The organism is Allobosea sp. FG18, assembly GCF_057809495.1.
This window is the reverse complement of the sequence record NZ_JBMDKB010000010.1, coordinates 13,091-37,158: the sequence shown is the minus strand read 5'-3', so window position 1 is coordinate 37,158 and position 24,068 is coordinate 13,091. Positions and strand designations below refer to the sequence as shown.

23 protein-coding genes and 1 riboswitch are annotated in these 24,068 nt (G+C 67.7%); of the genes, 9 read left to right on the top strand and 14 right to left on the bottom strand.

Features of this window, described 5'->3' with window-relative positions:
• Positions 1-62 precede the first annotated feature (62 nt).
• A riboswitch (TPP riboswitch) is annotated at positions 63-167 on the bottom strand.
• A gap of 230 nt (positions 168-397) precedes the next feature.
• From ACODTJ_RS12835 to ACODTJ_RS12800, 8 genes are all read right to left on the bottom strand, one after another.
• Entirely contained in the window at positions 398-595 is a 198-nt protein-coding gene (locus ACODTJ_RS12835) for a hypothetical protein (RefSeq protein ID WP_454658872.1), read from the bottom strand.
• A gap of 47 nt (positions 596-642) precedes the next feature.
• On the bottom strand, positions 643-915 hold the full coding sequence (locus ACODTJ_RS12830) for a hypothetical protein (RefSeq protein ID WP_454658873.1): 273 nt from the start codon (positions 913-915) through the stop codon (positions 643-645).
• Between the two features lie 110 nt (positions 916-1,025).
• Positions 1,026-2,111, bottom strand: coding sequence for an OmpA family protein (locus ACODTJ_RS12825; protein ID WP_454658874.1), 1,086 nt, complete (start codon positions 2,109-2,111; stop codon positions 1,026-1,028).
• Positions 2,112-3,389: 1,278 nt separating this feature from the next.
• The gene (locus ACODTJ_RS12820) at positions 3,390-4,295 is read right to left on the bottom strand and encodes a polysaccharide deacetylase family protein (protein ID WP_454658875.1); all 906 of its coding nucleotides are present in this window, start codon (positions 4,293-4,295) and stop codon (positions 3,390-3,392) included.
• An 11-nt stretch (positions 4,296-4,306) separates the two neighbouring features.
• Positions 4,307-6,019, bottom strand: a complete 1,713-nt coding sequence (locus ACODTJ_RS12815; protein WP_454658876.1) for a dipeptide ABC transporter ATP-binding protein — start codon at positions 6,017-6,019, stop codon at positions 4,307-4,309.
• 178 nt (positions 6,020-6,197) lie between these two features.
• Positions 6,198-7,076, bottom strand: a complete 879-nt coding sequence (locus ACODTJ_RS12810; RefSeq protein WP_454658877.1) for an ABC transporter permease — start codon at positions 7,074-7,076, stop codon at positions 6,198-6,200.
• A complete protein-coding gene (locus ACODTJ_RS12805; protein WP_454658878.1) occupies positions 7,073-8,047 on the bottom strand; it encodes an ABC transporter permease in 975 nt (324 codons plus the stop codon). Before ACODTJ_RS12805 ends, ACODTJ_RS12810 begins: the two co-directional genes overlap by 4 nt.
• 160 nt (positions 8,048-8,207) lie before the next feature.
• The gene (locus tag ACODTJ_RS12800; protein ID WP_454658879.1) at positions 8,208-8,909 is read right to left on the bottom strand and encodes a creatininase family protein; all 702 of its coding nucleotides are present in this window, start codon (positions 8,907-8,909) and stop codon (positions 8,208-8,210) included.
• Positions 8,910-9,049: 140 nt separating this feature from the next.
• Here ACODTJ_RS12800 and ACODTJ_RS12795 point away from each other — a divergent pair, with 140 nt between their 5' ends.
• From ACODTJ_RS12795 to ACODTJ_RS12775, 5 genes are all read left to right on the top strand, one after another.
• Positions 9,050-9,586, top strand: coding sequence for a MarR family winged helix-turn-helix transcriptional regulator (locus ACODTJ_RS12795; RefSeq protein WP_454658880.1), 537 nt, complete (start codon positions 9,050-9,052; stop codon positions 9,584-9,586).
• 25 nt (positions 9,587-9,611) lie between these two features.
• Positions 9,612-11,204, top strand: coding sequence for an ABC transporter substrate-binding protein (locus ACODTJ_RS12790; RefSeq protein WP_454658881.1), 1,593 nt, complete (start codon positions 9,612-9,614; stop codon positions 11,202-11,204).
• 77 nt (positions 11,205-11,281) lie between these two features.
• On the top strand, positions 11,282-12,229 hold the full coding sequence (locus tag ACODTJ_RS12785; RefSeq protein ID WP_488848994.1) for an isoaspartyl peptidase/L-asparaginase family protein: 948 nt from the start codon (positions 11,282-11,284) through the stop codon (positions 12,227-12,229).
• Positions 12,226-13,263, top strand: coding sequence for a ketopantoate reductase family protein (locus ACODTJ_RS12780; protein WP_454658883.1), 1,038 nt, complete (start codon positions 12,226-12,228; stop codon positions 13,261-13,263). Before ACODTJ_RS12785 ends, ACODTJ_RS12780 begins: the two co-directional genes overlap by 4 nt.
• Entirely contained in the window at positions 13,236-13,991 is a 756-nt protein-coding gene (locus ACODTJ_RS12775; RefSeq protein WP_454658884.1) for an SDR family NAD(P)-dependent oxidoreductase, read from the top strand. The genes ACODTJ_RS12780 and ACODTJ_RS12775 overlap by 28 nt, the downstream gene beginning before the upstream one ends.
• 393 nt (positions 13,992-14,384) lie before the next feature.
• Here ACODTJ_RS12775 and ACODTJ_RS12770 read toward each other — a convergent pair whose 3' ends face one another.
• From ACODTJ_RS12770 to ACODTJ_RS12755, 4 genes are read right to left on the bottom strand one after another with little or no spacing between them, the layout of a single operon-like run.
• Positions 14,385-14,819: a VOC family protein gene (locus ACODTJ_RS12770; RefSeq protein WP_454658885.1), complete on the bottom strand. Its 435-nt coding sequence runs from the start codon at positions 14,817-14,819 to the stop codon at positions 14,385-14,387.
• Positions 14,820-14,850: 31 nt separating this feature from the next.
• The gene (locus ACODTJ_RS12765; protein ID WP_454658886.1) at positions 14,851-15,333 is read right to left on the bottom strand and encodes a DUF1579 domain-containing protein; all 483 of its coding nucleotides are present in this window, start codon (positions 15,331-15,333) and stop codon (positions 14,851-14,853) included.
• 52 nt (positions 15,334-15,385) lie between these two features.
• Positions 15,386-15,931 (bottom strand): SRPBCC family protein, encoded by a 546-nt coding sequence (locus ACODTJ_RS12760; protein ID WP_454658887.1) that lies wholly within the window; start codon positions 15,929-15,931, stop codon positions 15,386-15,388.
• A 41-nt stretch (positions 15,932-15,972) separates the two neighbouring features.
• Positions 15,973-16,320, bottom strand: coding sequence for an ArsR/SmtB family transcription factor (locus tag ACODTJ_RS12755; protein ID WP_454658888.1), 348 nt, complete (start codon positions 16,318-16,320; stop codon positions 15,973-15,975).
• A 156-nt stretch (positions 16,321-16,476) separates the two neighbouring features.
• On the opposite strand from ACODTJ_RS12755, the gene ACODTJ_RS12750 reads away from it, so the two are divergent.
• Positions 16,477-17,931 carry an AMP nucleosidase gene (locus tag ACODTJ_RS12750; RefSeq protein WP_454658889.1) on the top strand — a complete coding sequence of 485 codons (1,455 nt, stop codon included), beginning with the start codon at positions 16,477-16,479 and terminating at the stop codon, positions 17,929-17,931.
• 177 nt (positions 17,932-18,108) lie between these two features.
• Here ACODTJ_RS12750 and ubiB read toward each other — a convergent pair whose 3' ends face one another.
• Entirely contained in the window at positions 18,109-19,665 is a 1,557-nt protein-coding gene (gene ubiB, locus ACODTJ_RS12745) for a 2-polyprenylphenol 6-hydroxylase (protein ID WP_454658890.1), read from the bottom strand.
• Positions 19,666-19,843: 178 nt separating this feature from the next.
• Complete coding sequence (ubiE, locus tag ACODTJ_RS12740) at positions 19,844-20,605, bottom strand: bifunctional demethylmenaquinone methyltransferase/2-methoxy-6-polyprenyl-1,4-benzoquinol methylase UbiE (protein WP_454658891.1); 762 nt, start codon at positions 20,603-20,605, stop codon at positions 19,844-19,846.
• Between the two features lie 114 nt (positions 20,606-20,719).
• Between ubiE and mutM the strand changes: the two genes are divergently transcribed.
• The 3 genes from mutM (at position 20,720) to ACODTJ_RS12725 (ending at position 24,007) form a co-directional block, all read left to right on the top strand.
• Entirely contained in the window at positions 20,720-21,616 is an 897-nt protein-coding gene (mutM, locus tag ACODTJ_RS12735) for a bifunctional DNA-formamidopyrimidine glycosylase/DNA-(apurinic or apyrimidinic site) lyase (RefSeq protein WP_488848989.1), read from the top strand.
• A 131-nt stretch (positions 21,617-21,747) separates the two neighbouring features.
• The gene (locus ACODTJ_RS12730; RefSeq protein WP_454658893.1) at positions 21,748-22,392 is read left to right on the top strand and encodes an HAD family hydrolase; all 645 of its coding nucleotides are present in this window, start codon (positions 21,748-21,750) and stop codon (positions 22,390-22,392) included.
• A gap of 841 nt (positions 22,393-23,233) precedes the next feature.
• Entirely contained in the window at positions 23,234-24,007 is a 774-nt protein-coding gene (locus ACODTJ_RS12725) for an enoyl-CoA hydratase (RefSeq protein WP_454658894.1), read from the top strand.
• Positions 24,008-24,068: the final 61 nt, after the last annotated feature.

Sequence of the window (24,068 nt, the reverse complement as noted above, 5' to 3'; positions counted from 1 at the left end):
GGTACAGGTCAGGAGATCCGGCGTCGAAGCGGTTCAAGCGCTGTGATGCGGGTGCAGGCCAAGGCTGCACCGCGTTCCAGTCCCTCCGCCGGTATGACCCGGATCAGGTTCGATGGGTTCAGCTTCGAAAGCCGTCTCAGCCCTTGCGGGCACCCCTCGGAACACTGGCGAGGTTAGGCGTAGCGCCGCCGCTTGGCAACGGGCTGCAAGCATACCTCCCAGACCAACTGGTGGAGTATCCCGCAGCCCTCATCCTGAGGAGCGCCGCAGGCGCGTCCCGAAGGATGGTCCAGATCGTTCGGGAGCCTCCTGAAGCATCCTTCGAGACGCCGCTGACGCGGCTCCTCAGGATGAGGGCTGCCCATTTTCAAACAGGTTGTAGAGGAGAAGGAATGGCTCAGGCGGTCCGGTCGACCAGCGTGCCCTGCCCGGCTGGCAGCATCGCCTGCGTCTGCTCGACGCTCTGCTGCAGCATGGCGACGAGGCTCTGCTCGGCCTGCGCATTCTGCTTGAGCATTTCGGCCGACAGCGCCTGCTGCGTCGAGGCGGCCTGCATCGTGACGATGCTGGTGGCGAGGGAAACGGCGTCGCTCATGGCCGCACCCTAGTCGGGCAACCCTACCAAATCCTCAACCCGGCCCCTCAAGGTGCGATGATCGAGGGCACGGGCTTCGGCATCGGCGGATCGCGCTCGGACCGAATCTGCGCCTTGTCCGCGCCAGCTCCACGCGTCTCGTCCCGTGGCGCCACGCTGTTGGGCATCGGCGGGCGCGCCACCTCGCCCGAGCGCGGCACCAGCGGCACGCCGGGAGCGCGCTGCCTTGCCGGAGCAGGCGCGGTCTGAGCCTGCGCCAAGACTGCAATGGGCATGCCGGCAACAAGCGCCACGGCGATGACCTGGACAAGCTTTCTCATGGCGGCATCTCCCCTCGGCTATCCTCCGGAAACAAAACAGGCGCAGGGAACGGGAGTTCCCTGCGCCTGATAAAGAACGGGGCTGCTTCGAGAGCACCCCCGCCCGGTCGTTACTGGTTCTGGCCGCTGAGCAGCGGCGTGATGCGCCGGAGCGTGACGCGCCGGTTCTCGCGCGAAGCATCCTGCGTGTTCACCTTCAGATATTGCTCGCCATAGCCCTGGGTCGTCAGGTTTTCCGGCGGGATCTGGAAGTCGCGCGTCAGGATCTCCGCGACCGATTGCGCCCGGCGATCGGAGAGCGAGAGATTGTCGACATCGGCGCCCACGGCGTCGGTGTGGCCCTCGACGAGGAAGACCTCGTTAGGCGAGCGCTGCAGGGCGCGCTTCACCGAATCCGCGATCACCGACAAGCGCCGCGCCTGATCCTGCCCGACCTGCCAGGAACCGGTATCGAAGTTGATCGTGTCGATATCGACGCTGCGCATGCGGGCACGCAGGTCCGGCGAATAACGGACCTCGTCCAGCGTGTAGCGGCGCGGGATCGCGGCGATCGGCGGGGCGATGATCGTCTCGTAGATCAGATCCTCGTCGGCCCGGTCCGCATCGACGATATAGCGCTCGCGCGGCATCGGCAGCGGCGGCGGCGGCAGCACCACGACATCGTCGGCAAAGCGGCCCGGACGGTCGCGCAGCGTGTTGTCGATGATGATCACCTCGCGGTTGTCGCGGTCGATGCGGGTGCGGCGGATCAGCCGGCCCTCCTCGTCGGTGACGGTGACGATGCGCGTGCCGTCCGGCCGCTCGAAGATCGTGCGGTTCTCGTCGCCGCGGCGTTCGGAGCGGCCCTGCCAGCCGAGATCGCGGAAGCGCTGATCCTCGTCGCGGCGGATGATGGCGCGGCCGTCATCGTCGCGGATGATGGTGCGGCCGGGCTCGCGGATGATGGTGACGTCACCCTCGCGCCGTTCCTCGCGGCGGCTGCGGATATCCTCGAAGCGCTGCGCACCCTGCGCGGCCATGATGCCGCCGATGACGCCGGCACCGAGACCGATCGCTCCGGCCACGCCCGGCGAGATGCCGCCACGGCGGCCTTCACGCTGAGGCGGCTGGCCGGGAGCGACGCCGGGCTGACCGGGAACAGGGGCGACACCGGGTTGTGCCGGCGCAGCCGTCCCCGGTGCTCCGCCGGACGGCATGCCGGGAGCGGGCCGCCCGACCTGGCCGGGCGCCGCGCCCGCAGGCGGGGTCGGAGCCGTGGCGCCGGGCTGAGCCGGGGCGAGAGCTGGAGCGCCGGGAGCGCCAACCGCAGGCGTGCCCGGCGCCGGGCGCGAGGGCTGGACCGGAGCAGCGCCGGCGGGCGGGGGTGGTGTCGGAGCGGCCGTTCCCGGCTGTGCTGGAGCGGCGGGAGCGGCAGGTTGAGGCGCCAGAGTCGAAGGCTGCTGAGAGGGTGCAGCCGAAGGCGGAACGGTCGGGCCACCGCGCGGAACGGCCGAGGGCGGCGCGCCGGCTCCGGGCTGTGACGGAGCAGCGGGCGCCGTCGCAGGAGGCGCTCCGGTTGGGCGAGGCTGGGTCGGCGCAGCCGAGGGCGGAACGGCCGGGCCGCCGCGCGGAACCGCCGAGGGCTGCGTGCCGGCTCCGGGCTGTGACGGAGCCGTGGGCGCTGTGGCAGGCGGCGCTCCGGTCGGACGGAGCTGGGTCGGCGCAGCCGAGGGCGGAACCGCAGGACCACCACGCGGAGCGACCGACGGCGGCGCGCCGGCGCCGGGCTGTGACGGAGCGGCGGGCGCCGTCGCAGGAGGCGCTCCGGTCGGACGAGGCTGGGTCGGCGCCGCCGATGGCGGAATCGCAGGACCACCACGCGGAGCGACCGACGGCGGCGCGCCGGCGCCCGGCTGAGGCACGACACGCGGGACGGTCGGCTCGACCGGCGGGCGCGGCGGTGTCGGGCGGGCTGCCGGGGCTTCGCTGGGCGAGGGCGCGGCACGAGGCACGGCAGGCGCCTCACGCGGCATGGCCGGGCGCTCAGGCTGCGGACGCATGGCCGGCGGCTCGGCGCGCGGCTGGGGCGCGGGCATGGCGGGAGGCTGCACCCGGGGGGCTGCCGGCGCAGGCTGCATCTGCGGCGGGCGCGGAGCCTGCGGCTGGGCGGGCGCGGTCGGGGCTGCGGGCCGTTCCGGGCCGCGCTGCTGGCCGGGCTGGCCGCCCTGTGGCTGCTGCGGGCGCCGTGGCCCGCGTGGGTCCTCATCTCCGGCGGCGGGGGCCTGTGCGACCCGGTATCCGGCCTCAGTGAAGGCCTGCCCGGCTTGCGAAAGGACGAGGGCCGGCAGGACGGTCCCGACCAGCAACCAGCGTTTCGTGCGCATCTCTATTCCCGTCGTTTTGTTTCAACGTGCGGGTATCAGGCCCCTCATGGCCTGAACCCCCGATGAAGCGAAAACGGCGGGAATCGGGCAACGGTTCCCTTGGATCGACGATCAGATGCCGGCCTGCGCCTTCACATAGGCCGCGATCTCGGCATGGGTCGCGAACCAGCAATCGCCCTTCGCCTTGGCGAGGCGGACCAGTTCCTCGAGGATCCAGAAGCGCGAGCGATAGGTGATGACATGCGGGTGCATGGTCAGCAGGAAGAGCCCGCCCTCGGCATAGGCACCCTCGAATTCGCGGCGGAAGATGTCGAAGACCGCCTCCGGCGACGTATAGGGCCTCAAGCCCTGGAAGCGGTTCATGCTGAGATAGGGCGCGTCGTCGCGGATCCATTCGACCGGCAGTTCGACGATGCCGGTCGGCTCGCCTTTCTCGACGATCTCATAGGGGTCGTCATCGGCGAAGAGCGAGGAATCGTAGAGCAAGCCGAGCTCGCGCTCGATCGAGAGCGTCACGTCGGAGAAATCCCAGGACGGGGTGCGCATCCCGACGGGGCGAACACCGGTGACCTTCTCCAGCGTATCGGCCGAGCGTAGGTGCAATTCGCGCTCGTTGGCGGGCGGCACGGCCGTGTTGACCTCATGGATCCAGCCATGGAGGCCGATCTCGTGGCCGGCGCCGATGATGCGGCGCTGTTCTTCCGGGTAGAGCAAGGCGGTGACGGCCGGCACGAAGAAGCTCGCCGGAATGTCCTGCCGCTTCAGCAGGTCGAGGATCTTGGGCACACCGACACGATTGCCGTACTGGCCCCAGGACAGTCGCCCGACCGACTTGCCGCCGTCGCGCAATTCGTTGGTCTCGTGGTCGACGTCGAAGGAGAGCGCGACCGCGCAGCGCGCGCCGTTCTTCCATGTCGCGGGCTTGAGATTACGGCCGGCGCGGACCTGCTCGACCTTGCCGCGCCAGACCTCTTCCGGCCATTGCCAGGGCAGGAGTTCATCGGGCTGGCTCGTCATGGCGGCTCTCCTCAGGTCGTCGCAGCGCCGGGCAATACCGGCACGGCGGCGAGCAGGCGCTTGGTGTAGTCGTGCTGCGGATGGTCATAGACCTCACCGGCCGGGCCGCTCTCGACGATCTTGCCGCGATACATGATGGCGACGCGGTCGCAGAGATGGCGGACGACCGAGAGGTCGTGCGAGATGAAGATCAGCGTGAGATCCAGTTCCTGCCGCAGGCGGATCAGCAGGTTGATGATCTGCGCCTGGATCGAGACGTCGAGCGACGCGACCGGCTCGTCGCAGACGACGACATCGGGCTGCATCGCCAGTGCGCGGGCAATGGCGACGCGCTGGCGCTGCCCGCCCGAGAACTGGTGCGGGTAGCGATCCGCGAAATCGGGATTGAGCCCGACCGCCGCCAGCCATTGCCGGACATAGGTCTTCGCCTGCGCGCGCTCGACGAGCCCATGCGCCAACGGCCCTTCGGCGATGCTGTCACCGACCGTCATGCGTGGATTGAGCGAGGCGAAGGGGTCCTGGAAGATGGTCTGGACCCGCGTCGTGACCTTGTGCGGCGGCTCGCCCGCGCTCATCACAGGCGCACCGTCGATGCGGACAGAGCCGGTGTCGGGCGCATAGATGCCGGCCGCGACGCGCCCGAGCGTCGACTTGCCGGAGCCGGATTCGCCGACGAGGCCGAGCGCCTCGCCGCGCTTCAGCACCAGCGTGACGTCGTCGACCGCCTGCACCACGGACGGCGGCCTGGACAGGCCGACCTTCTGGGCGAGCTTCCGGAACAGGCCGGGCGTCCCGGCGAAGCGCTTGGCAACATGCTCGATGCGGACATAGTGCACGGCATCCGCGACCGTGGCGGGCGCCTGCTTTGCGGCGCGCGGCGGCGGCGCGACATCGGAGCCGACGCCGCCGGCCAGAAGCTTGCCGGGCTCGGAGCGCGAGGGCAGGGCGTCGAGCAGCGAGCGCGTATAGGGGTGCTGCGGATGCGTCAGCACCGAAAGCGTCGGCCCGGCCTCGACGATCTTGCCGTGACGCATGACGCAGACATGGTCGGCAAGCGAGGCGACGACGGCGAGGTCATGGCTGATCCAGATCAGCGCCGTGCCGAGTTCGGCGACCAGCTCCTTCATCTCCGCGAGGATCTCGGCCTGCACGGAAACGTCGAGCGCGGTGGTCGGCTCGTCGCAGATGATCAGCTTCGGCCGGTGCAGCAGGGCGATCGCGATGGCGACGCGCTGGCGCATGCCACCGGAGAACTGGTGCGGGTAGAAATCGACCTTGCTCTCGGCATCGGGAATGCGGACCTGCGCCAGCGCCGCGACGGCGCGGCGGCGCGCCTCGGCGCCGGAGACCGTCTCATGCGCCTCGAGCGCGAGCCTGATCTGCGTGCCGATGGTCAGCATCGGGTTCAGCGTCATCATCGGGTCCTGAAAGACCATCGAAATCTGCTTGCCGCGGACCTTGCGCAGTTCGGCCGGCGCCAGGCCGGTGAGCTCCCGCCCCTCCAGCTTCACCGAAGAGCCGGATTCGACACGGCCGGGCGGATCGATCAGGCCGATGATCGAGAAACCGGTGATGCTCTTGCCCGAGCCGGATTCGCCGACGAGGCCCATGACCTCGCCGCGCTTCAGCGCGAAGGAGACGCCGTCGACCGCCTTCACCACGCCGGCACGGGCGTGGAAATGGGTGGCGAGGTCGGTGACCTCAAGGAGAGGAGCTTCGGTCATCATTTGCTCCCTTCTCCCCCTGCGGGAGAAGGCGCCGGCAGGCGGATGAGGGGTCGCGCGGCGCTGTAAGACACGGCCTGGCACCGCCGATCATAGAGCGTCGCGCGACCCCTCACCCCAACCCTCTCCCGCAAGGGGAGAGGGGGCTGCGCGGCGCCCGGTCCCGGCAAGAGCGCGCTCATCGCTTCAGCCTCGGATTGACCTGGTCACGGATGCGGTCGCCGACGAGGTTGATCGCGACGATCAGCACGATCAGCGCGATGCCGGGATAGATCGAGATCCAGTAGCGGCCCGACAGCATGTACTGGAAGCCGTTGGCGATGAGCATGCCGAGCGAGGGCTCTGTGACCGGCAGGCCGACGCCGAGGAAGGAGAGCGTCGCCTCCAGCGCGATGGCATTGGCGACCTGCACGGTCGCAACCACGATCAGGGGCGGCAGGCAGTTCGGGAAGATATGGCGCAGGACGACGCGCCAGCCCGGCAATGGCGTCGAGAGCACCGCCTCGACATAGTCCTTGCCGCGCTCGGCCGAGGCCGCGCCATGGGCCGTGCGCGCGAAGTAGGCGTATTGGGCGGCAGCAAGCGCGGCGATGAGCTGCATCTTGCCCTGTCCGAGAAGGGCGGAGAGCACCAACGCCAGCAGGATCGCCGGGAAGGCGAGCTGCAGATCGATCACGCGCATGATGAAGGCCTCGCGGCGCCCGCCAGCATAGGCCGCGCCGATGCCGAGCGAAACGCCCAGCGTGAAGGCGATGGCACCTGCCACCAGCCCCATCTGCAGGGAGATGCGCAGGCCGTAGAGAATGGCCGAGAGCAGGTCGCGCCCCTGCGCATCGGTGCCGAGCCAATGTGTGTAGCCGCCCTCGCCGACATAGCCCGGCGGGCGGCGCGCATCGGAGAGCGAGAGCTTGGCGAGGTCGTAAGGGTCCTGCGGGGCGACGAGCGGCGCGAGCAGGGCGATGCCGATCGTCAGGACGACGACGGCGAGCGCGATGACGGCCGTCCTGCTCTCGCGGAACTCGGCCCAGAAGCGGGCTACGGGAGAGGCGTCCTTCATCGCGCGCCTCCTTTCCGCAGCCTAGGATCGAGCCCGACATAGGCGAGGTCGACGAGGAAATTGATGGTGATGAAGACGAAGGCGACAAGCATCAGATAGGCGACCATCACCGGCCGGTCGAGCGACTGGATGGAGTCGATGATCAGCTTGCCGATGCCGGGCCAGGAGAAGATCGTCTCGGTCACGACCGCGAAGGCGAGCGTCGAGGCGAATTCGAGCCCGAAGACGGTGACGAGCGGGATCGCGATCAGGCGCAGCACATGGCGGCGCAGCACGGTCCATTCGGAGAGGCCGGCAGCACGGGCGAATTTCACGGTGTCGGAGAGCATGGTCTCGCGCGTGCCGGCCCTCGCGAGGCGTGTCATCAAAGCGAGCTTGAAGAAGGCGAGGTTGAGCGCCGGCAACAGCAGATGGCTCAGGCCGTTCAACGTCAGGAAGCTCCACTCGACGCCGAAGATGGAGACCGTCTCGCCGCGCCCGCCGGCCGGCAGCCATTGCAATTCGACGGCGAAGGCCATGATCAGCACGAGGCCGATCCAGAAGGTCGGCACGGAGAAGCCGAGGATCGAGACTGTCATGATCAGCTTGGAGGCGAAGCTGTCAGGCCTGTAGCCGGCATAGATTCCGGCGGGAATGCCGATCAGCGCGGCGCCGCAGACTGCGGCCAGCGTCAGTTCCAGCGTCGCCGGCAGGCGCGACAGGATCAGGTCCATCACCGGCATGCCGAAGACGAAGGAACGGCCGAAATCGCCGTGCAGCACGCGGCCGAGGAAGGTCAGGTACTGTTCCCAGAGCGGCCGGTCGAGCCCGTATTGCGCGATGGTCTGGAGGCGCAGTTCCTGGCTGACATCGGGGCCGATCAGCACGTCGATCGGGTTGCCGATCGCGTAGACGCCGACGAAGACCAGCACCGACATGACGAGCATGACGACAAGGGCCTGCGCCAGCCGGACGGCGACATGGCCTAGCATGTGACATGCTCTGGCGGAGCGCAGGGCTCAGCCCTCATCCTGAGGAGCGCCGCAGGCGCGTCTCGAAGGATGCCCCAGGAAACGCCATCAATGCGAACTGGAGCATCCTTCGAGACGCCGCTTCGCGGCTCCTCAGGATGAGGGCTGCGAAAGAACCGCATCACGGCCAGTTCTCCACCATCACGGCCCGCGTCTCCTCGACGCCGACCTGCCAGAGCCTGAGCATCTCCTCGTCCGGCCGCTGGTAGAGGCCGTGGAAATTGCCGTCGCCGAGGATTTCGCGGCGCTTCGCCGGGCTCGCGGCCTGGTATTCGGCGGTGTTGAAGGGCGGCTTCAGCGTCTCGGGCATGGCGACGCCGGCGAGCCGTGTCCAGGGGAAATTCTCCATCCAGGAGGCGTGCGAGGCCGCCGGATCGACCGCCTGGACCGCCGCCTGGAATTGCGGCGCCGCCCACCAGTTGTGCAGGCGGATGCTCGCGTCGGGATGGCCGTCCAGCCATTCGGTCGCGAAGTTCAGCGCCGGCGAATTGCCGCCATGGCCGTTGACGAGGACGATGCGGCGGAAGCCCGAGCGATAGAAGCCGTCGAAGATGTCGCCGAGGAGCGCGGCGTAAGTGCTCAAGCGCAGCGAGATGCTGCCGGGGAAATTCAGGAAGCCCGGCGTCAGGCCATAGGCCAAGACCGGAAAGACGGGGATGCCGAGCGGCTCGGCCGCCTCCTGCGCCACCCGCTCCGACAGGATCACATCGGTCGCGAGGCTCAGGTAGGCGTGCTGTTCGACGCTGCCGAGTGGCAGCACGCAGCGGTCGTCCCGCTTCGCCTGAGCCTCGATCTGCATCCAGTTCAAATCGGCGACACGCACGGCGCGATCCTTGCTTCGCTTTCATAAGCGGTAGACAATCCCGGCAGGCAGTGCGGGACCGCCGCCGGAACCAACCTTGACTCTGGCCTCCGGTAGCGTCAAGTTCCATTTGGAACTAAATCGGCCGAGAGACATTCCCGATGCGACGCGCACCGACCTCTCCTTCCCGCGCCGACCCGGAGCGCGAGGCGGCACTTGCCGAGCTCGACCCGCTGACCGTGACCAAGCTCTGGGACAATCCCTGCTGGCTGTCCTTCCGGCTGAACTTCGTCGCCTTCCGCTTCAACGACCCGGTCTATCGCTGGATCGAGACGCGCTACGGGCTCGTCCGGCCCGAATTCGTCGCGCTCTATTCGGTTGGCTTGAAGGAGGGCGTCGCCGCCAAGAACATCGTCGCCTCCTCCGGCCTGCCGAAGAACACGCTCTCGCGCGCCGTGCAGAAGCTGCTGCAGCGGCGGCTGCTGAAGCGCGAGAGCGATCCCACCGACCTGCGCAGCTATGTGCTCCATCTCACGCCGGCCGGCCGCAAGATCTTCGACGAGACGATGGTGCCGATGGTCGAGCACCAGACGACGATGCTCGCCGGCCTCAGCGAGGACGAGCAGCGGCAGCTCTGCGTGCTGATGGACAAGCTCGTCATCGCCTCGCCCGCCTGGCCACAGGAACTTCAATCATAGCCATACAAAAACAGGGGATACCGTCATGACAATCGTGAAGAGCTTCCGCCTCGCCGCCTTCGCCGCCCTGCTGGGCGCCACCGTCTCGACCGGCGCGCTGGCGCAGACGCTGACCATCGGCGTCCGCGCCGGGCCGGAATCGATCGATCCGCATTTCACCGCGACCGGCACCCATGCCGAGGCGTTGAAGCATGTCTTCGACACGCTGACCTGGTCCGGCGACAAACTCCAGATCGAGCCGCGCCTCGCCCTGAGCTGGAAGACGCTGGAGCCGACGGTCTGGGAGTTCAAGCTGCGCCCCGGCGTCAAGTTCCATGACGGCTCGGACTTCACGGCGGAGGACGTCAAGTTCTCGATCGAGCGCATCCCGGTCGTCGCCGGCCCGAACCCGACCACGATCTATGTCCGCCGCGTCAAGGAGGTGAAGATCGTCGATCCGCTGACGGTGCATATCGTCACCGACGGGCCGGCGCCGAACCTGCCGAACGATTTCATCCGGCTGTTCATCGTCTCGCACAAGGCCGCCGCCGGCCTGACCAAGGACAGCGCCAACGAGGCCTTCAACTCGGGCAAGGCGGCTGTCGGCACCGGCCCCTACAAATTCGTTTCCTGGACGCCGAAGGACCAGATGGTTCTCGACCGGTTCGACGGCTACTGGGGCGCGAAGGAGCACTGGGCCAAGGTCGTCCGCAAGGAACTGCCGAACGACGCCGCCCGCGTCGCCCAGCTCAAGGCCGGCCAGGTCGACATCATCGTGCGCGCGCCGGCTTCCGACGTGCCGACGCTGAAGCGCGACGCCAAGCTCTCCGTCGCGACGATCGAGAGCGTCTACCTCTTCAACATGGAACTCGACATGCGGGACAAGAGCCCGCAGATCAGCGCCAAGGACGGCTCGGCCCTGCCGAAGAATCCGCTGCAGGACGCGAAGGTGCGCGAGGCGATCGATCTCGCCATCGACCGTCCGGCGCTCGCGGAGATCGCGATGGAGGGACTCGGCACGCCCGCGAACCAGCTGGTGACGCCGACCATCGCCGGCTTCAACAAGAGCCTGCCGGCGCTCAAGCCGGACCTCGCCAAGGCGAAGAAGCTGATGGAGGAGGCCGGCTATCCCAACGGCTTCAAGGTCTCCTTCTCCTTCACCAATGACCGCCTGCCCGGCGACCGGCAGGTCGGCACCTCGATCGCGCAGATGCTGGCGCGCATCGGCATCGAGGTGAACGCCAATGCGCAGCCCGGCGCGGTGTTCTTCCCGGCCCGCACGCGCGGCGAGTTCTCGATGAGCATGTCAGGCTGGGGCACGCTGACGGGCGAGGCGAACTATACGCTGTCCTCCGTGGTCCATTCCAACGACCCGGCCAAGAAGCTCGGGGCCTTCAACGTGCTCGGCTACAAGAATGCCGAGGTCGACAAGCTGATCGAGGACGCGGCCGTCGAGATGGACGAAGCCAAGCGCAACAAGATGCTGTCCGACGCCGCCGCGATCATCGCCAAGGACAGGCCGCGCCTGCCGATCGCCGCCGTCGGCTCCGCCTGGGCGATGCAGAAGGACAAGGTGACGATCAGCCCGCGCGTCGACGAGGACACGCTGGCGATGGACATCAAGCCCGCCAAGAAGTAACGGGGCCGCCTTCGACGCCATGGCCGGTTCCAGCCGGCCATGGCGGACCACATTCAAAGACCCGACAGGATACCGACATGACCCTCGCGCTTGCCATCCATGGCGGCTGCGGCACGCTGCCGAAGGCCGAAATGACGGAGGCCGAATGGGCCCAGGCCCGGTCCGACCTCGCCAGCGCGCTGCGCGCCGGCTGGGCGATCCTGACCAGGGGCGGCGCGGCGGTCGACGCCGTCGAGGCGGCCGTCCGCTTGATGGAGGATTCCCCCCATTTCAACGCCGGTCATGGCGCCGCCTTCAACACCGAGGGCGAGCATGAGCTCGACGCCTCGATCATGGACGGGGCGACGCTGGCCGCCGGCGCCATCTGCGGGGCCAAGCGCATCCGCAATCCCGTCAGCGCCGCCAAGGCCCTGATGCTGCGCGGCGACCCGCTGCTGCTCACCGGCCCCGCCGCCGACGATTTCGCCGAGCATGAAGGCGTCGATACCGTCGCCAACGCGCATTTCTCGACCGAGCGCCGCCGCAAGAACCTCGCCTCGATGAAGCTGCGCGAGATCGTCGGCACCGCCGCCGAGGCGAGCGAGGCCGAGAAGCACGGCACCGTCGGCGCCGTCGCCTGCGATGCACAGGGCCATCTTGCCGCGGCGACCTCGACCGGCGGCTATACCAACAAGCCGGTCGGCCGCGTCGGCGATTCCCCGATCATCGGCGCCGGCACCTATGCCCGCGATGGACGCTGCGCCGTCTCCGGCACCGGCAAGGGCGAATATTTCATGCGCTACTGCGTCGGCCACGAGATCGCGTCGCTGATCGCCTATAAGGGCCTCTCGCTGGAAGCGGCGACGGACGCCGTCCTCGCCGAACTCTCCGAGCACAAGATCGGCGCCGGGCTCGTCGCCGTCGATGCCGATGGCGGGATCGTCGCCCCCTACAACACCGAGGGCATGTATCGGGGATGGGTGACGGAGGATGGGCTCATCCATGTCGCCACGCATGACCATGTCGAGCTAGCGGGGCAGGCGTGAGCGAACCCATCCTGATCTGGGGCGCCGGCGCCATCGGCGGCACGCTCGGCGCCTATTGGGCGCGGGCTGGCATTCCGGTCCTGCTGGTCGACATCGTGCCCGAGCATGTCGAGGCCTGCCGCACCCGTGGTCTCGCCATTTCCGGGCCGGTCGAGGCATTCACGCAGGTCGTCCCGGCCGCGACGCCGGCCGAGCTGAGCGGGCGCTACAGCCGCATCGTGCTGGCCGTAAAGGCCGGCGCGACCGAAGCGGCGCTCGCCGCGCTGAAGCCGCATCTCGCCGAGGACGGTTTCGTGCTCTCCGCCCAGAACGGGCTGAACGAACTCGCCATCGCCAGGGCCGTCGGCGAGCAGCGTACGATGGGCTGCTTCGTCAATTTCGGCGCCGACTGGCTAGGTCCCGGCGAGATCCTCTACGGCAATCGCGGTGCGACCGTCGTCGGCGAGCTCGACGGCTCGAAGAGCGAGCGGGTCGTCGAGATGCACCGGCTGATGGAGATGTTCGAGCCCGACGCGATCCTGACCGACAACATTTTCGGCTATCTCTGGGGCAAGCTCGCCTATGGCGCGATGCTGTTCGCGACGGCACTGACCGACGATTCGATGTCGGCGAACTTTTCGGACCCGGAACGGCTGCCGGTCTGGCTCGCGCTCGGCCGCGAAGTCGGCGCCGTTGCAGCCAAGCGCGGCGTGACCTCGCTCGGCTTCGGCAATTTCGATCCGATGGTGTTCGCGCCCGGCCGGCCGGAAGGCCCGCAGATCGAGACGATCCGCTGGCTCGCCGATTACACTTCGCAAACCGCCAAGACCCATTCCGGCATCTGGCGCGATCTCGCCGTCCGCAAGCGCAAGACCGAGGTCGACCCGCAGATCGGTGTCATCGCCACGCTCGGCCGCGAGGTCGGCATCGCGGCGCCCGCGATCGAGACGCTGGTTGCGCTGATCCACGACATCGAGGACGGCCGCCGCCCGATGGCCTTCGAGACGCTCAAGGTACTGATCGACCAATGCAGATCCGCTTCGACGACCGCGTAGCCCTCGTCACCGGCGCAGCCCAGGGCATCGGGCGCGCGATCGCACTCGCGTTGGCCGAGGCCGGCGCACGCGTCCACCTCGCCGATATCGACGAAGCCGGGGTGCAGGCCACGGCCAAGGAGATCGGCGCGACCGGGCATGCCGCCGATCTCGGCTCGCCCGAAGCCGCCCAGGCGCTGGTGCGCGAGATCGTGGCGACGGATGGCCGGCTCGACCTTCTGGTCCACGCCGCCGGCGGCGTACGCGGACAGGTCGGCCGGGCGATCGAGGAGATTTCCGAGGGAGACTGGCGGGTGATCTTCGCCGCCAATGTCGATGCCGCCTTCTTCCTGGCGCAGGCGGCGGCGCCTGCGATGAAACAGGCAGGCTATGGCCGGATCGTGACGATCTCGTCGGGTGCGGGCCTGAGGCCGAGCCTCACCGGCATCCAGGCCTATGCCAGCGCCAAGCACGCGCTGGTCGGATTGACCAAGCAGCTCGCCTGGGAATTCGGCCCGCATGGCATCACCGTGAATTCGGTGGCGCCGGGCTTCGTGCGCTCCAATCCCGCGAGCGAGCGGCAATGGCAGAGCTATGGGCCGGAGGGGCAGAAGCGTCTCGTCGAAAGCATCCATACCCGCCGCCTCGGCACGCCCGATGATATCGCCAACGCCACGCTGTTCTTCCTGAGCGAACAGGCCGGCTGGATTTCCGGGCAAGTACTCTCGGTGGATGGCGGGCGGTCGTAGCGGCCGCGCCATTCGCGGAAAGGCCGCGACGACGGCGAGAAAAGCACGTCATCCCGTGCGCGCTGCAGCATGCCAATGCTGCTGCGCAGACACGGGACCGCCCTCGGAAAAAGGCGTCTTTTCTGCGCGCGCTCCAGAGAGGCGCCTTTTCCTGCACGCGATCCCGTGTCTGCGCAGCGGCACTACGCGCCGCAGCGCGCACGGGAAGACAGCGGTGGTACTGCCGCCCGGTCGGCACTGGTCGAAGGACCTACACCTCAACCCTGCCCCCTCCCTCTGATCTCGGCTGTTGCCAAGATCAGCACTCAAAGTGTCGAAGTCGGCAACAGCCGACTTCGATGCAGGAGAGGGGTTCCCCGCGCGTGCCGTGGCTGGCTGGAGGCTCGAATTACCTCAGCCGCAATTCGCATGCTCGGCCGGCATGTCGGCGCCGACCATCCAGTTGGTGCCGAAGCGGTCGACCAGCATGCCGAAGCGCGGCGACCAGAAGGTCTCGCCGATCGGCATGGTGATCTTGGCGCCGCCCTCGGACAGGCCGGCGAAGATGCGATCAGCCTCCTCCGGCGTCGCCACGCTGACGCTGACCGAGACCGAGCGCATCGGCCCGTCGCTGTTATTCGGCGGGGCATCGGAAGCCATCAGCAATTGGCCCTCGATCTCCAGGCAGGCATGCAGGATCTTGTCGTGCCATTCCGCCGGGACATGCTCCTCGGCCGGCGTGCCCTTGTGATCCATCATGGCTTGGATCTTGCCACCCAGAACCTTGTGATAATGGGTGAAAGCCTCGCGGCAATTGCCCTCGAACATCAGATAGGTCGACAGTTTCATCTCGTGTCCTCCTGCGTGAAACGGAAAGCGCTCAGCGCTTGCGGTGGTACTGGGCGGCCATGAACTCGCTCCACTGGCCGTCCGGCCCAAGTGCGCGCGAGGTCAGGGTGCGATGGTCCGGCGACAGGAAGGTGATGATGTCCTGATACTTCGCCATGGCGCCGTCGCCGGTCATGCTCGGCCCCTCGGTGTCGAGCACCAGCGACTTGCCGTCGGCGGAGAGCGTCCCGTCATAGGTCCACATCATCGTCATCATCGAGGCGACGAAGCTGCCGACGAAACGGCCCTTGGCCGGGTCGAAGCCGAGCGTCATCAGGCTGGTGACGGGCTTGCCCTCAGGCCCTTCACCCTGCCCCTCGCCGAGGGTCCAGAGCCCGCCGAGCGAGCGCACACTCTCGGTGCCCTTCGATGCCGACGGTGGCTGGTCCGGCCCCATCGAGCAGTGCATCTCGGCGGTCCAGTCGCCGACCAGCTGGTGGAGCCACTCATGCTCCTTCTGCGGTTCGCCCATCATGGTTTCGCTCCTCCGGTTTTCGTTTTCTGGATGATCGGGGTTGCGCGCCGTCTCAGGCAGCGCGTTCGGCCGCAGCCTTCATGGCCTTGAGTCCGGCCTCGAAATCGCCGCCGACCATGCGGTCCATGTCCATGAAGACATGCATGATCTTGGCCGCGAACGGCGTCGGGCCGGTCATGATCCAGGTCACATTGGTGTTCTGGCCCTGCGGCGTCAGCGCGAAGACGACGTCGTTATGCGCCTCGAAAGGCTTGATGAAATCGAGCTTGAGCCCGAGCTTGCCCGGCACTTGCGCCTCGGTGATGCGCATGCTGCCCTCGCCGACATTCTTGTCGCCGGCCCAGGCATAGGTCGCGCCGACGCCGGTCTCCGGCCCGCCGAAGCTGCGCTTCATCGCCGGGTCCTTCTTCTCCCAGGGCGACCAGGCGCCCCAGGCCCTGAAATCGGCGATCAGCGGATAGATGCGCTCCGGCGCGGCGTTGATCGCAATGGAGCGGGTGACCTGGAAGGTATCGGGCTTGCGGGCGGCCAGGATCAGCACGACGACGGCACCGGTGGCGACGAGGCCGAGCACGGTCAGAAGAATGGTCTTGAGCATGACGAGCACCTGAAAATGAGCTGAAAGGAACGACTTTGGCGTCAAATGCCTGACTTATCGGGTGGTTTCGCCTTGATCTCGCGGAGCATCTCGTCCAGCCGCCCCAGGCTCTGGTCCCAGAAACGGCTGTAATGCTCCAGCCATTCCGAGACGTCCTGCAGCGGGCCGGGATCGAGCCGGCAAGGTCGCCACTGGGCTTCCTTCCCCCGCGTGATCAGCCCGGCGCGCTCCAGCACCTTCAGGTGCTTCGAGACTGCCGGCAGGCTCATCGCGAAGGGCTCGGCCAGTTCCTTCACCGAACTCTCGCCTTGCGACAGCCGGGCCAGGATGGCGCGGCGCGTCGGGTCGGCGAGGGCTGCGAAGGTCAGGCTGAGCGGGTCCGTTGACATCGTATGAAACCGATCAGTTAATTAACTGATCGGTTTACTAATGCCGTTTCCTTCCTCCGTCAACCGGCTTCGGCGGGAGAATGTCGCGCGCCACCGCCGGTTGTTGTCAGGAGCGCGGACACGCGGCTAGAACCGAGGACAAGACAAGGAGGGTTCATGAGTTTCGAGACCGCAGCGACACCGGAAGCCGCCGTGGACCGGCTCGAACGACTTTATGGCGAGGCGCGTTCGGCCCTGCGCGGCGACCTGCAGCGCTTCTTCGACACCGGCGAGGCGCCGACAGTGGAAGACCGGGAGCGCTATCGCTACCCGATGCTGCGCGTGACCTACGAGCCCTCGAAGCTGCCGGCGGCGACGCGGCGCGGCCACGCGAAATTCGCGGTGCCCGGCATCTATTCGACCACCGTGACGCAGCCGGCCGAGTTCCGGGCCTATCTGCTCGACCAGCTCCGGCCGCTCGTTGCCGACTATGGCGCGACGATCGAGACCGGCGTCAGCACGCAGGAAATCCCCTACCCTTATGCGCTCGAAGGCGGCGACGAACTGGGGCGCGGCAAGATCACCGCCGCGGAACTCGCGCGCCATTTCCCGACGCCGCTGCTCGCGCTGGTCGGCGACGAGATCGCGGACGGCACCTACGAGCTGATCGAGGGCGAGCCGCGCCCGCTTTCACTCTTTGACGCGGTCCGGGTCGATTACTCGCTGCGCCGGCTGGTGCACTATACCGGCACCGACTGGCGGGCTGTGCAGCCCTGGGTGCTGCTCACCAACTACCACCGCTATGTCGACCAGTTCGTCCGGCTCGGCCTCGCCGAGATCGAGGCGGGCACGGCCGAGGCCTTGATCGCACCGGGCGGCATCCGCATCGACAAGGACGGGCTCGACGTTTCGGCCGCCGAGCGCGTGATGTCGGCGCCCTGGCACCGTTTCCAGATGCCGGCCTATCACCTGATCCGGAAGGGCGGCGAGGGCGTGACGCTGGTCAATATCGGCGTCGGCCCCTCCAATGCGAAGAACATCACCGACCATCTCGCGGTGCTCCGGCCGAATTGCTGGCTGATGGTCGGCCATTGCGGCGGCCTGCGACAGACGCAGATCATCGGCGACTATGTGCTGGCCCATGCCTATCTCCGGCAGGACCGCATCCTCGACGATCTCGTGCCGCCGGATATTCCGATCCCCGCGCTGGCGGAGGTGCAGGTCGCGCTTCAGCAGGCGGCGGCCGACATCACCGGCGAGAAGGGCGACAGGCTGAAGCAGCGCCTGCGCACCGGCACGGTCGTGACCCAGGACGACCGCAACTGGGAGCTGCAATGGACCAAGGAGCGGCGGCGCATCAACCTGTCGCGCGCCATCGCGGTCGACATGGAATCCGGCACGATCGCGGCGCAGGGCTATCGCCTGCGCGTGCCCTACGGCACCTTGCTCTGCGTCTCCGACAAGCCGCTCCATGGCGAGATCAAACTGCCCGGCGCGGCGAACGCCTTCTACGAGCGCGCGGTCGGCGAGCATCTGCGCATCGGGCTCGACGCGCTGGAGAAGCTGAAGGAGGCGGGCTCGACGATCCATTCGCGCAAGCTCCGCAGCTTCGACGAGCCGCCGTTCCGGTAGGGCACGGCGACGGCCGCTTCTTCCTTCTCCCCTTGCGGGAGAAGGTGCCGGCAGGCGGATGAGGGGTCGCGCAGGTCTCGGGAGGTTTGTGTTCGGCTCACGATCGGCGTCGCGAGACCCCTCACCCTAACCCTCTCCCGCAGGGGGAGAGGGGACCGCGTTGAGCTTGCCCTGCCCTCAGCCGAACACCCCGTAGGCGAGCAGCGCCGCGATCACCCAGAGCGCGATATTGCCCCAGCGGTTGCGCCGGGCCTCGGCCCGGCCGATCGCCTCGACGCTGCGCTCGTCGAGCGAGAAGCCGTGGCGCGAGGCATCCTCGAGCTGGCCGAGAACACGCTCGGCGCGGATGACCGTGTCGGGCAAGGTCGCGAGCGAGCCGAGCAGGGAGCGGGCGCCGCGGCCGGCTTCCTCCAAACGCCCGATCGGCCCGAGATTATGGGTGATCCAGGAGCGCACCACCGGATCGGCCGTGCCCCACATGTCGAGATGGGGATCGAGCGAGCGGGCGACGCCCTCGACCACCACCATGGTCTTCTGGAGCATGACGAGTTCGGTGCGCGTCGCCATGTCGAACATGCCGGTGATCTCGAAGAGCAGGGTCAGCACCTTGGCCATCGAGATCTGGTCGGCGCGCCTGTCATGGATCGGCTCGCCGACGGCGCGGATCGCCTGGGCGAAATCCTCAACATCGTGATGGGCGGGCACATAGCCGGCCTCGAAATGCACCTCCGCCACACGACGGTAATCGCGGGTGATGAAGCCGAGCAGGATCTCGGCCAGGAAGCGCCGCTCCTTCAGGCCGAGCCGGCCCATGATGCCGCCATCGACCGCGACGAGGCGCCCCTCCGCATCGACGAAGAGGTTTCCGGGATGCATGTCGGCATGGAAGAAGCCGTCGCGGATCGCATGCTTCAGGAAGGACTGGATGATCTTGCGCGCCAGTTCCGGCAGGTCGTGGCCAGCGGCGCGCAGCCCCTCGACATCGGAAAGCCGGACGCCGTCGATCCATTCGTCGACCAGCATCTCGCGGGCGGTGAGCTGCCAATCCGGCTCCGGCACGCGGAAATCGGCGTCGTCCTTGGTATTCTCCGCGAATTCGGAGAGGGCGGCGGCTTCGAGCCGCAGATCCATCTCCATCGCGACCGAGCGGGCCAGCGTCTCGACCACGCCGGTGAAGCGCAGGCGGCGCGCCTCGGCCGAGCGCTGCTCGGCCATCTCCGCGCCGAAGCGCATCGCGGCGAGATCGCGATTGAAGCGGTCGCGGATGCCCGGCCGCAGGATCTTCACCGCGACCTCGCGGCCATCCTTCAACCGGGCGCGGTGGACCTGGGCGATCGAGGCGGCGGCGACCGGCTCGCTGAACTCCGGGAACAGCGTCTCCAGCTTCACGCCATGCGCAGCCTCGACGATGGCGCGGGCCTCGGCCATCGGGAAGGCCGGCATCCGGTCCTGCAGAGCCGAAAGGTCCTGCGCGATCTTCATGCCGACGACATCGGGCCGCGTCGCCAGGAACTGGCCGAACTTCACATAGGACGGGCCGAGCCGGGTCATCGCCGCCGCGAGCCTTGTCGCGGAGGAGCCGGCGCCGCGCCGTTCGATCAGGCGGCCGACGCGGATCAGGCCGCGTGCCAGCGGCGGCAGCACGGAGGGGTCGACCAGCGCCAGCGCTCCCTCACGCGCCAGCACGAAGCCGACGCGCGCGCCGCGCAGCATGTGGAAGAAGGAGGAGATCATGCGGCTTTAGCCGTCACGGTCGCGGCGCTCTCCCCCTCAGCCCTCATCCTGAGGAGCGCCGCAGGCGCGTCTCGAAGGATGCTCCAGGAGGTGCCGGAGTCAGCTGGACCATCCTTCGAGACGCGCTCCTGCGGAGCGCTCCTCAGGATGAGGGCTGTGGATGGGGAGAAACGACCCATCACAGCTTCCAGCCGGAATGCAGCGCCACGACGCCGCCGGTCATGGCTGTGAACTTCGCGCGGCGGAAGCCGGCATCCTCGATCATCCCCGCGAAAGCCTGCGGCTTCGGGAACTTGCGGATCGACTCGACGAGATACTGGTAGGGCTCGGCCTCGCCGGTGACCATGCGGCCCATCGGCGGGATGACCTTGAAGGAGTAGGTCTCGTAGATCTTGTCGAGCAGGGGCACGTCGACATGGCTGAATTCGAGGCAGAGGAAGCGCCCGCCGCGCTTCAGCACGCGATAGGCCTCGGCCAGCGCCTTGTCGATCTGCGGCACGTTCCGGATGCCGAAGGCGATGGTGTAGCAGTCGAAATGATTGTCGGGCAGGCCGAGTTGCTCGGCATTGCCCTGGACGAAGCGGATGCGATCATCGTCCGGGAAACGCTTGTCGGCACGCTCGCGCCCGACGCGCAGCATGTCGGCATTGATGTCGAGCACGGTGACGTCGGTCTGGGGTCCGCCGGCCTCCAGCACCGAGAAGGCGACGTCGCCCGTGCCGCCGGCGACATCGAGATGGTGGAAGGGCCGATCCTTCGCCGGGTTGATCGCGGTGAGCAGCGCGCTCTTCCAGGCCCGGTGCAGGCCGCCCGACATCAGGTCGTTCATCAGGTCGTAGCGGTTGGCGACCTTGTGGAAGACGTCGTCGACCTTGGCCTGCTTCTCGGCGAGCTTCACCGTCTCGAAGCCGAAATGGGTGGTGTCGGAAGCTGCTGTCACGGTCGGGCCGGCCTTGTGCAAATCTGTCTTGTATTCGCCTGAGCCGATCAATAGCCAAAGGCGGCGGGCTTGTCGCGGGCCCTCTCGACGCAGGCTTTATTTGAGGTCGCTGACATGCCGGAGCTACCCGAGGTCGAAACCGTCCGGCGCGGGCTGGAACCGGCCATGCTGGGCGAGCGCTTCCAGCGCGTCGAGCTGCGCCGGCCAAACTTGCGCTTTCCCCTGCCGGAGCGCTTCACCGAGCGCCTGACCGGGCGACGGATCGAGGCCCTGTCGCGGCGGGCGAAATACCTGATCGCCGATCTCGACGACGGCGCGGCGCTCGTGATGCATCTGGGCATGAGCGGGCGCTTCATCGTCGAGGCGCCCGGCACGAAGCCGACCGAGCCCGGCTCCTATTATCAAGAGATCGGTCGGCACCTGATCCACGACCATGTCGTGTTCGAGATGGGGACCGGCGCGCGCGTCACCTATAACGACGTGCGCCGCTTCGGCTTCATGGACCTCGTGCCACGCGCCGAACTGGCGACGTCCAGGCATTTCGCGGGCATGGGCATCGAGCCGCTGGGCAACGAACTCTCCGGCGAGACGTTGGCAAAACTCTTCGCGGGCAAGTTCGCGCCCCTGAAGGCCGCATTGCTCGACCAGCGGCTCGTGGCGGGCTTGGGCAATATCTATGTCTGCGAGGCCCTGTTCCGGGCCGGTCTCCATCCGGAGGCGGAAGCCGGGACGATCGCGACGCCGACGGGCCGGCCGCGCGAAAAGGCGTATGAGCTTGCCCGGATCATTCGCGAGGTGCTGGAGGAGGCGGTCGCAGCCGGTGGCTCGACGCTCCGCGACTTCGCCCATGCCGACGGCTCGCTCGGCTATTTCCAGCACCGCTTCAAAGTCTATGACCGCGAGGGGCAGCCTTGCGTCACGCCGGGCTGCGGTCAGCTGGTGAAGCGGCTGGTGCAGTCGGGGCGCTCGACGTTTTATTGCGAGAGTTGTCAGAAGCGGGGCGTTCGCTAGCAGACGGCGGTCCGCTTGGGGCCGAATCCGGACCTTTACGGACTACCAGTAGGCAGTAGAATGCTGCGTTCTCCAACAGCGGCTACTTGCCTTTGGCTCCGAAAACCCTCCCTCGCAGGCCGCTGGCCGTCGTGTTCGACATGGACGGCCTGCTGTTCGACACCGAGCCTCTCTACATCCGCTCGCTCATGACCGCGGCGGCCGAGCATGGCTATGAGATGACCGAAGATCTTTACCGTCCGATGCTCGGGTGCCCCTGGCATGTCATCCACACCCTGCTGCTTGACCTCTACGGGCCAGGTTTTCCAGTCGAGGATGTGCGAGCGTGCTGGCTACGGCATTTCGGGCATCTCGTGGAGACGGACCTCACGGTGAAGCCGGGGGTAGTAGAACTGCTCGATCTCATTGACGCACTCGGGCTGCCGTATGCGATAGCCACGTCTTCCTTCCGACACAGCGTAGATCACCACCTTACTCTGCATGGCTTGGCTGAGCGCTTCGAGCATATCGTTGCTCACGGCGACTACGCCCGAAGCAAGCCCGCGCCCGACCCCTATCTGATTGCCGCAGGCAAGCTCGGGGTCGAACCAGCTGATTGCCTTGCCTTGGAAGACTCCCACAACGGCGTGCGCTCCGCAGCCGCCGCAGGGATGATGGCGGTGATGGTACCGGACCTTCTGGAGCCTACGGACGAGATCAGGGCCTTGTGCGCTGCCATCGTTCCAAACCTCCTCGCCGTCCGCGACATTCTAGCGTCGAAACCCTCCGCGATCTGAAAGCCCCCAATGGGTCGAGAGCAGGCACTGCCCGAAACTAATCCCCGTCTCTCAAACCGCCCCTATCCTCGACCCACCTCATCCCGAGGGGCGGCCATCCGGAGGCATGCTGCATGGCGGGATGAGGGCGGCGCCCTGCGGCCGGGTTTGCACCCCGGACTCGGGAGGCTGCGGGAACCGCCCTGGGGATAATACGGTCCCTGCGCGAGGAGCCTCGCTAGGAGAGGCGGCGCGGCGGTGGCGAGGCGGCAGGCGCGCGACGACCCGTTGAGGGAAGCTGGCACGCCCCGTCCGTCCGCGATCGACGCTCCGCCCAACGGAAGCGCGGCCCGCAGTTTTCAAGAACGCCGACAAGCGGAGCGCCACGGGGCGTGCGGATGGTGGCTCAATCCATCCGCGCCGCATCCTGGCTCAACGGAAGCGGCTCTCTATACACCGCGCCTCGCGGCGCTCCGCTGCCCCTCATTTGAAACGAACGCGGCGACGCGGGCGGCGAAGATGTATGCGCGAACCGCAACGCAAAACCCCTCTCCTGTAAGGAGAGGGGCAGGGGTGAGGTGTAGGCCCTTGGACCAGCGAGGCGCAAAGCTAACGGCGGCAGCGGCCGAGGCACGGCTAAAGCGCTTTCCGTCCTGCCCTCACCCCTGCCCCTCTCCCACACGGGAGAGGGGTTCCCCGCGGTTCCCGCGCGCCCTTCGTCACGAGGCGGTGGGGATAGGCCGACCCTGGCGGTAGGCGGCAACGGGGAGGCGGCGCGAATGCGCGGATGCGTGCGACGCGCATGGACCGCTCCTCCACCGCCCGCTAAAGCTGCCATCACAGGAGCATCCGGGAGGCCGCCATGGCTTATGAGACCATTCTCGTCGAGACGAAGGGCAAGGTCGGGCTGATCACGCTCAACCGCCCGCAGGCGCTGAACGCGCTGAACGGCCAGCTCATCGGCGAGATCAACCAGGCACTCGACGGCTTCGAGACCGGTGACGGCATCGGCTGCGTCGTGCTCACAGGCTCGGAGAAGGCCTTCGCCGCCGGCGCCGACATCAAGGAGATGCAGAGCCGCACCTTCCCCGGCACCTATCTCGACGACAAGTTCGCGGACTGGGACCGGATCGGCCGGCGCCGCAAGCCGATCGTCGCGGCGGTCGCGGGCTTCGCGCTCGGCGGTGGCTGCGAGCTCGCCATGATGTGCGATTTCATCATCGCTGCCGACAACGCCAAATTCGGCCAGCCCGAGATCAATCTCGGCGTCATCCCCGGTGCCGGCGGCACCCAGCGCCTGACCAAGGCGGTCGGCAAGGCCAAGGCGATGGACCTGATCCTCACCGGCCGGATGATGAATGCCGAAGAGGCCGAGCGCTCCGGCCTCGTCGCCCGCGTCGTGCCGCTCGAGGGCCTGCTCACCGAGACGCTGAAGGCGGCCGAGCAGATCGCCGCGAAGTCGCTGCCTTCCGTGCTGATGGCGAAGGAATCGGTCGAGCGCGCCTTCGAGGTGACGCTGCAGGAAGGCCTGCGCTTCGAGCGCCGCGTCTTCTCCTCGCTCTTCGCGACGCTCGACCAGAAGGAGGGCATGTCCGCCTTCGCCGAGAAGCGGAAGCCCGATTTCAAGAACGCCTGAGCCGCCGGCCATCGCCTGCCGCATGGCGGCGTCGAGTGGCGCCGCCTTGATGAAACGACCC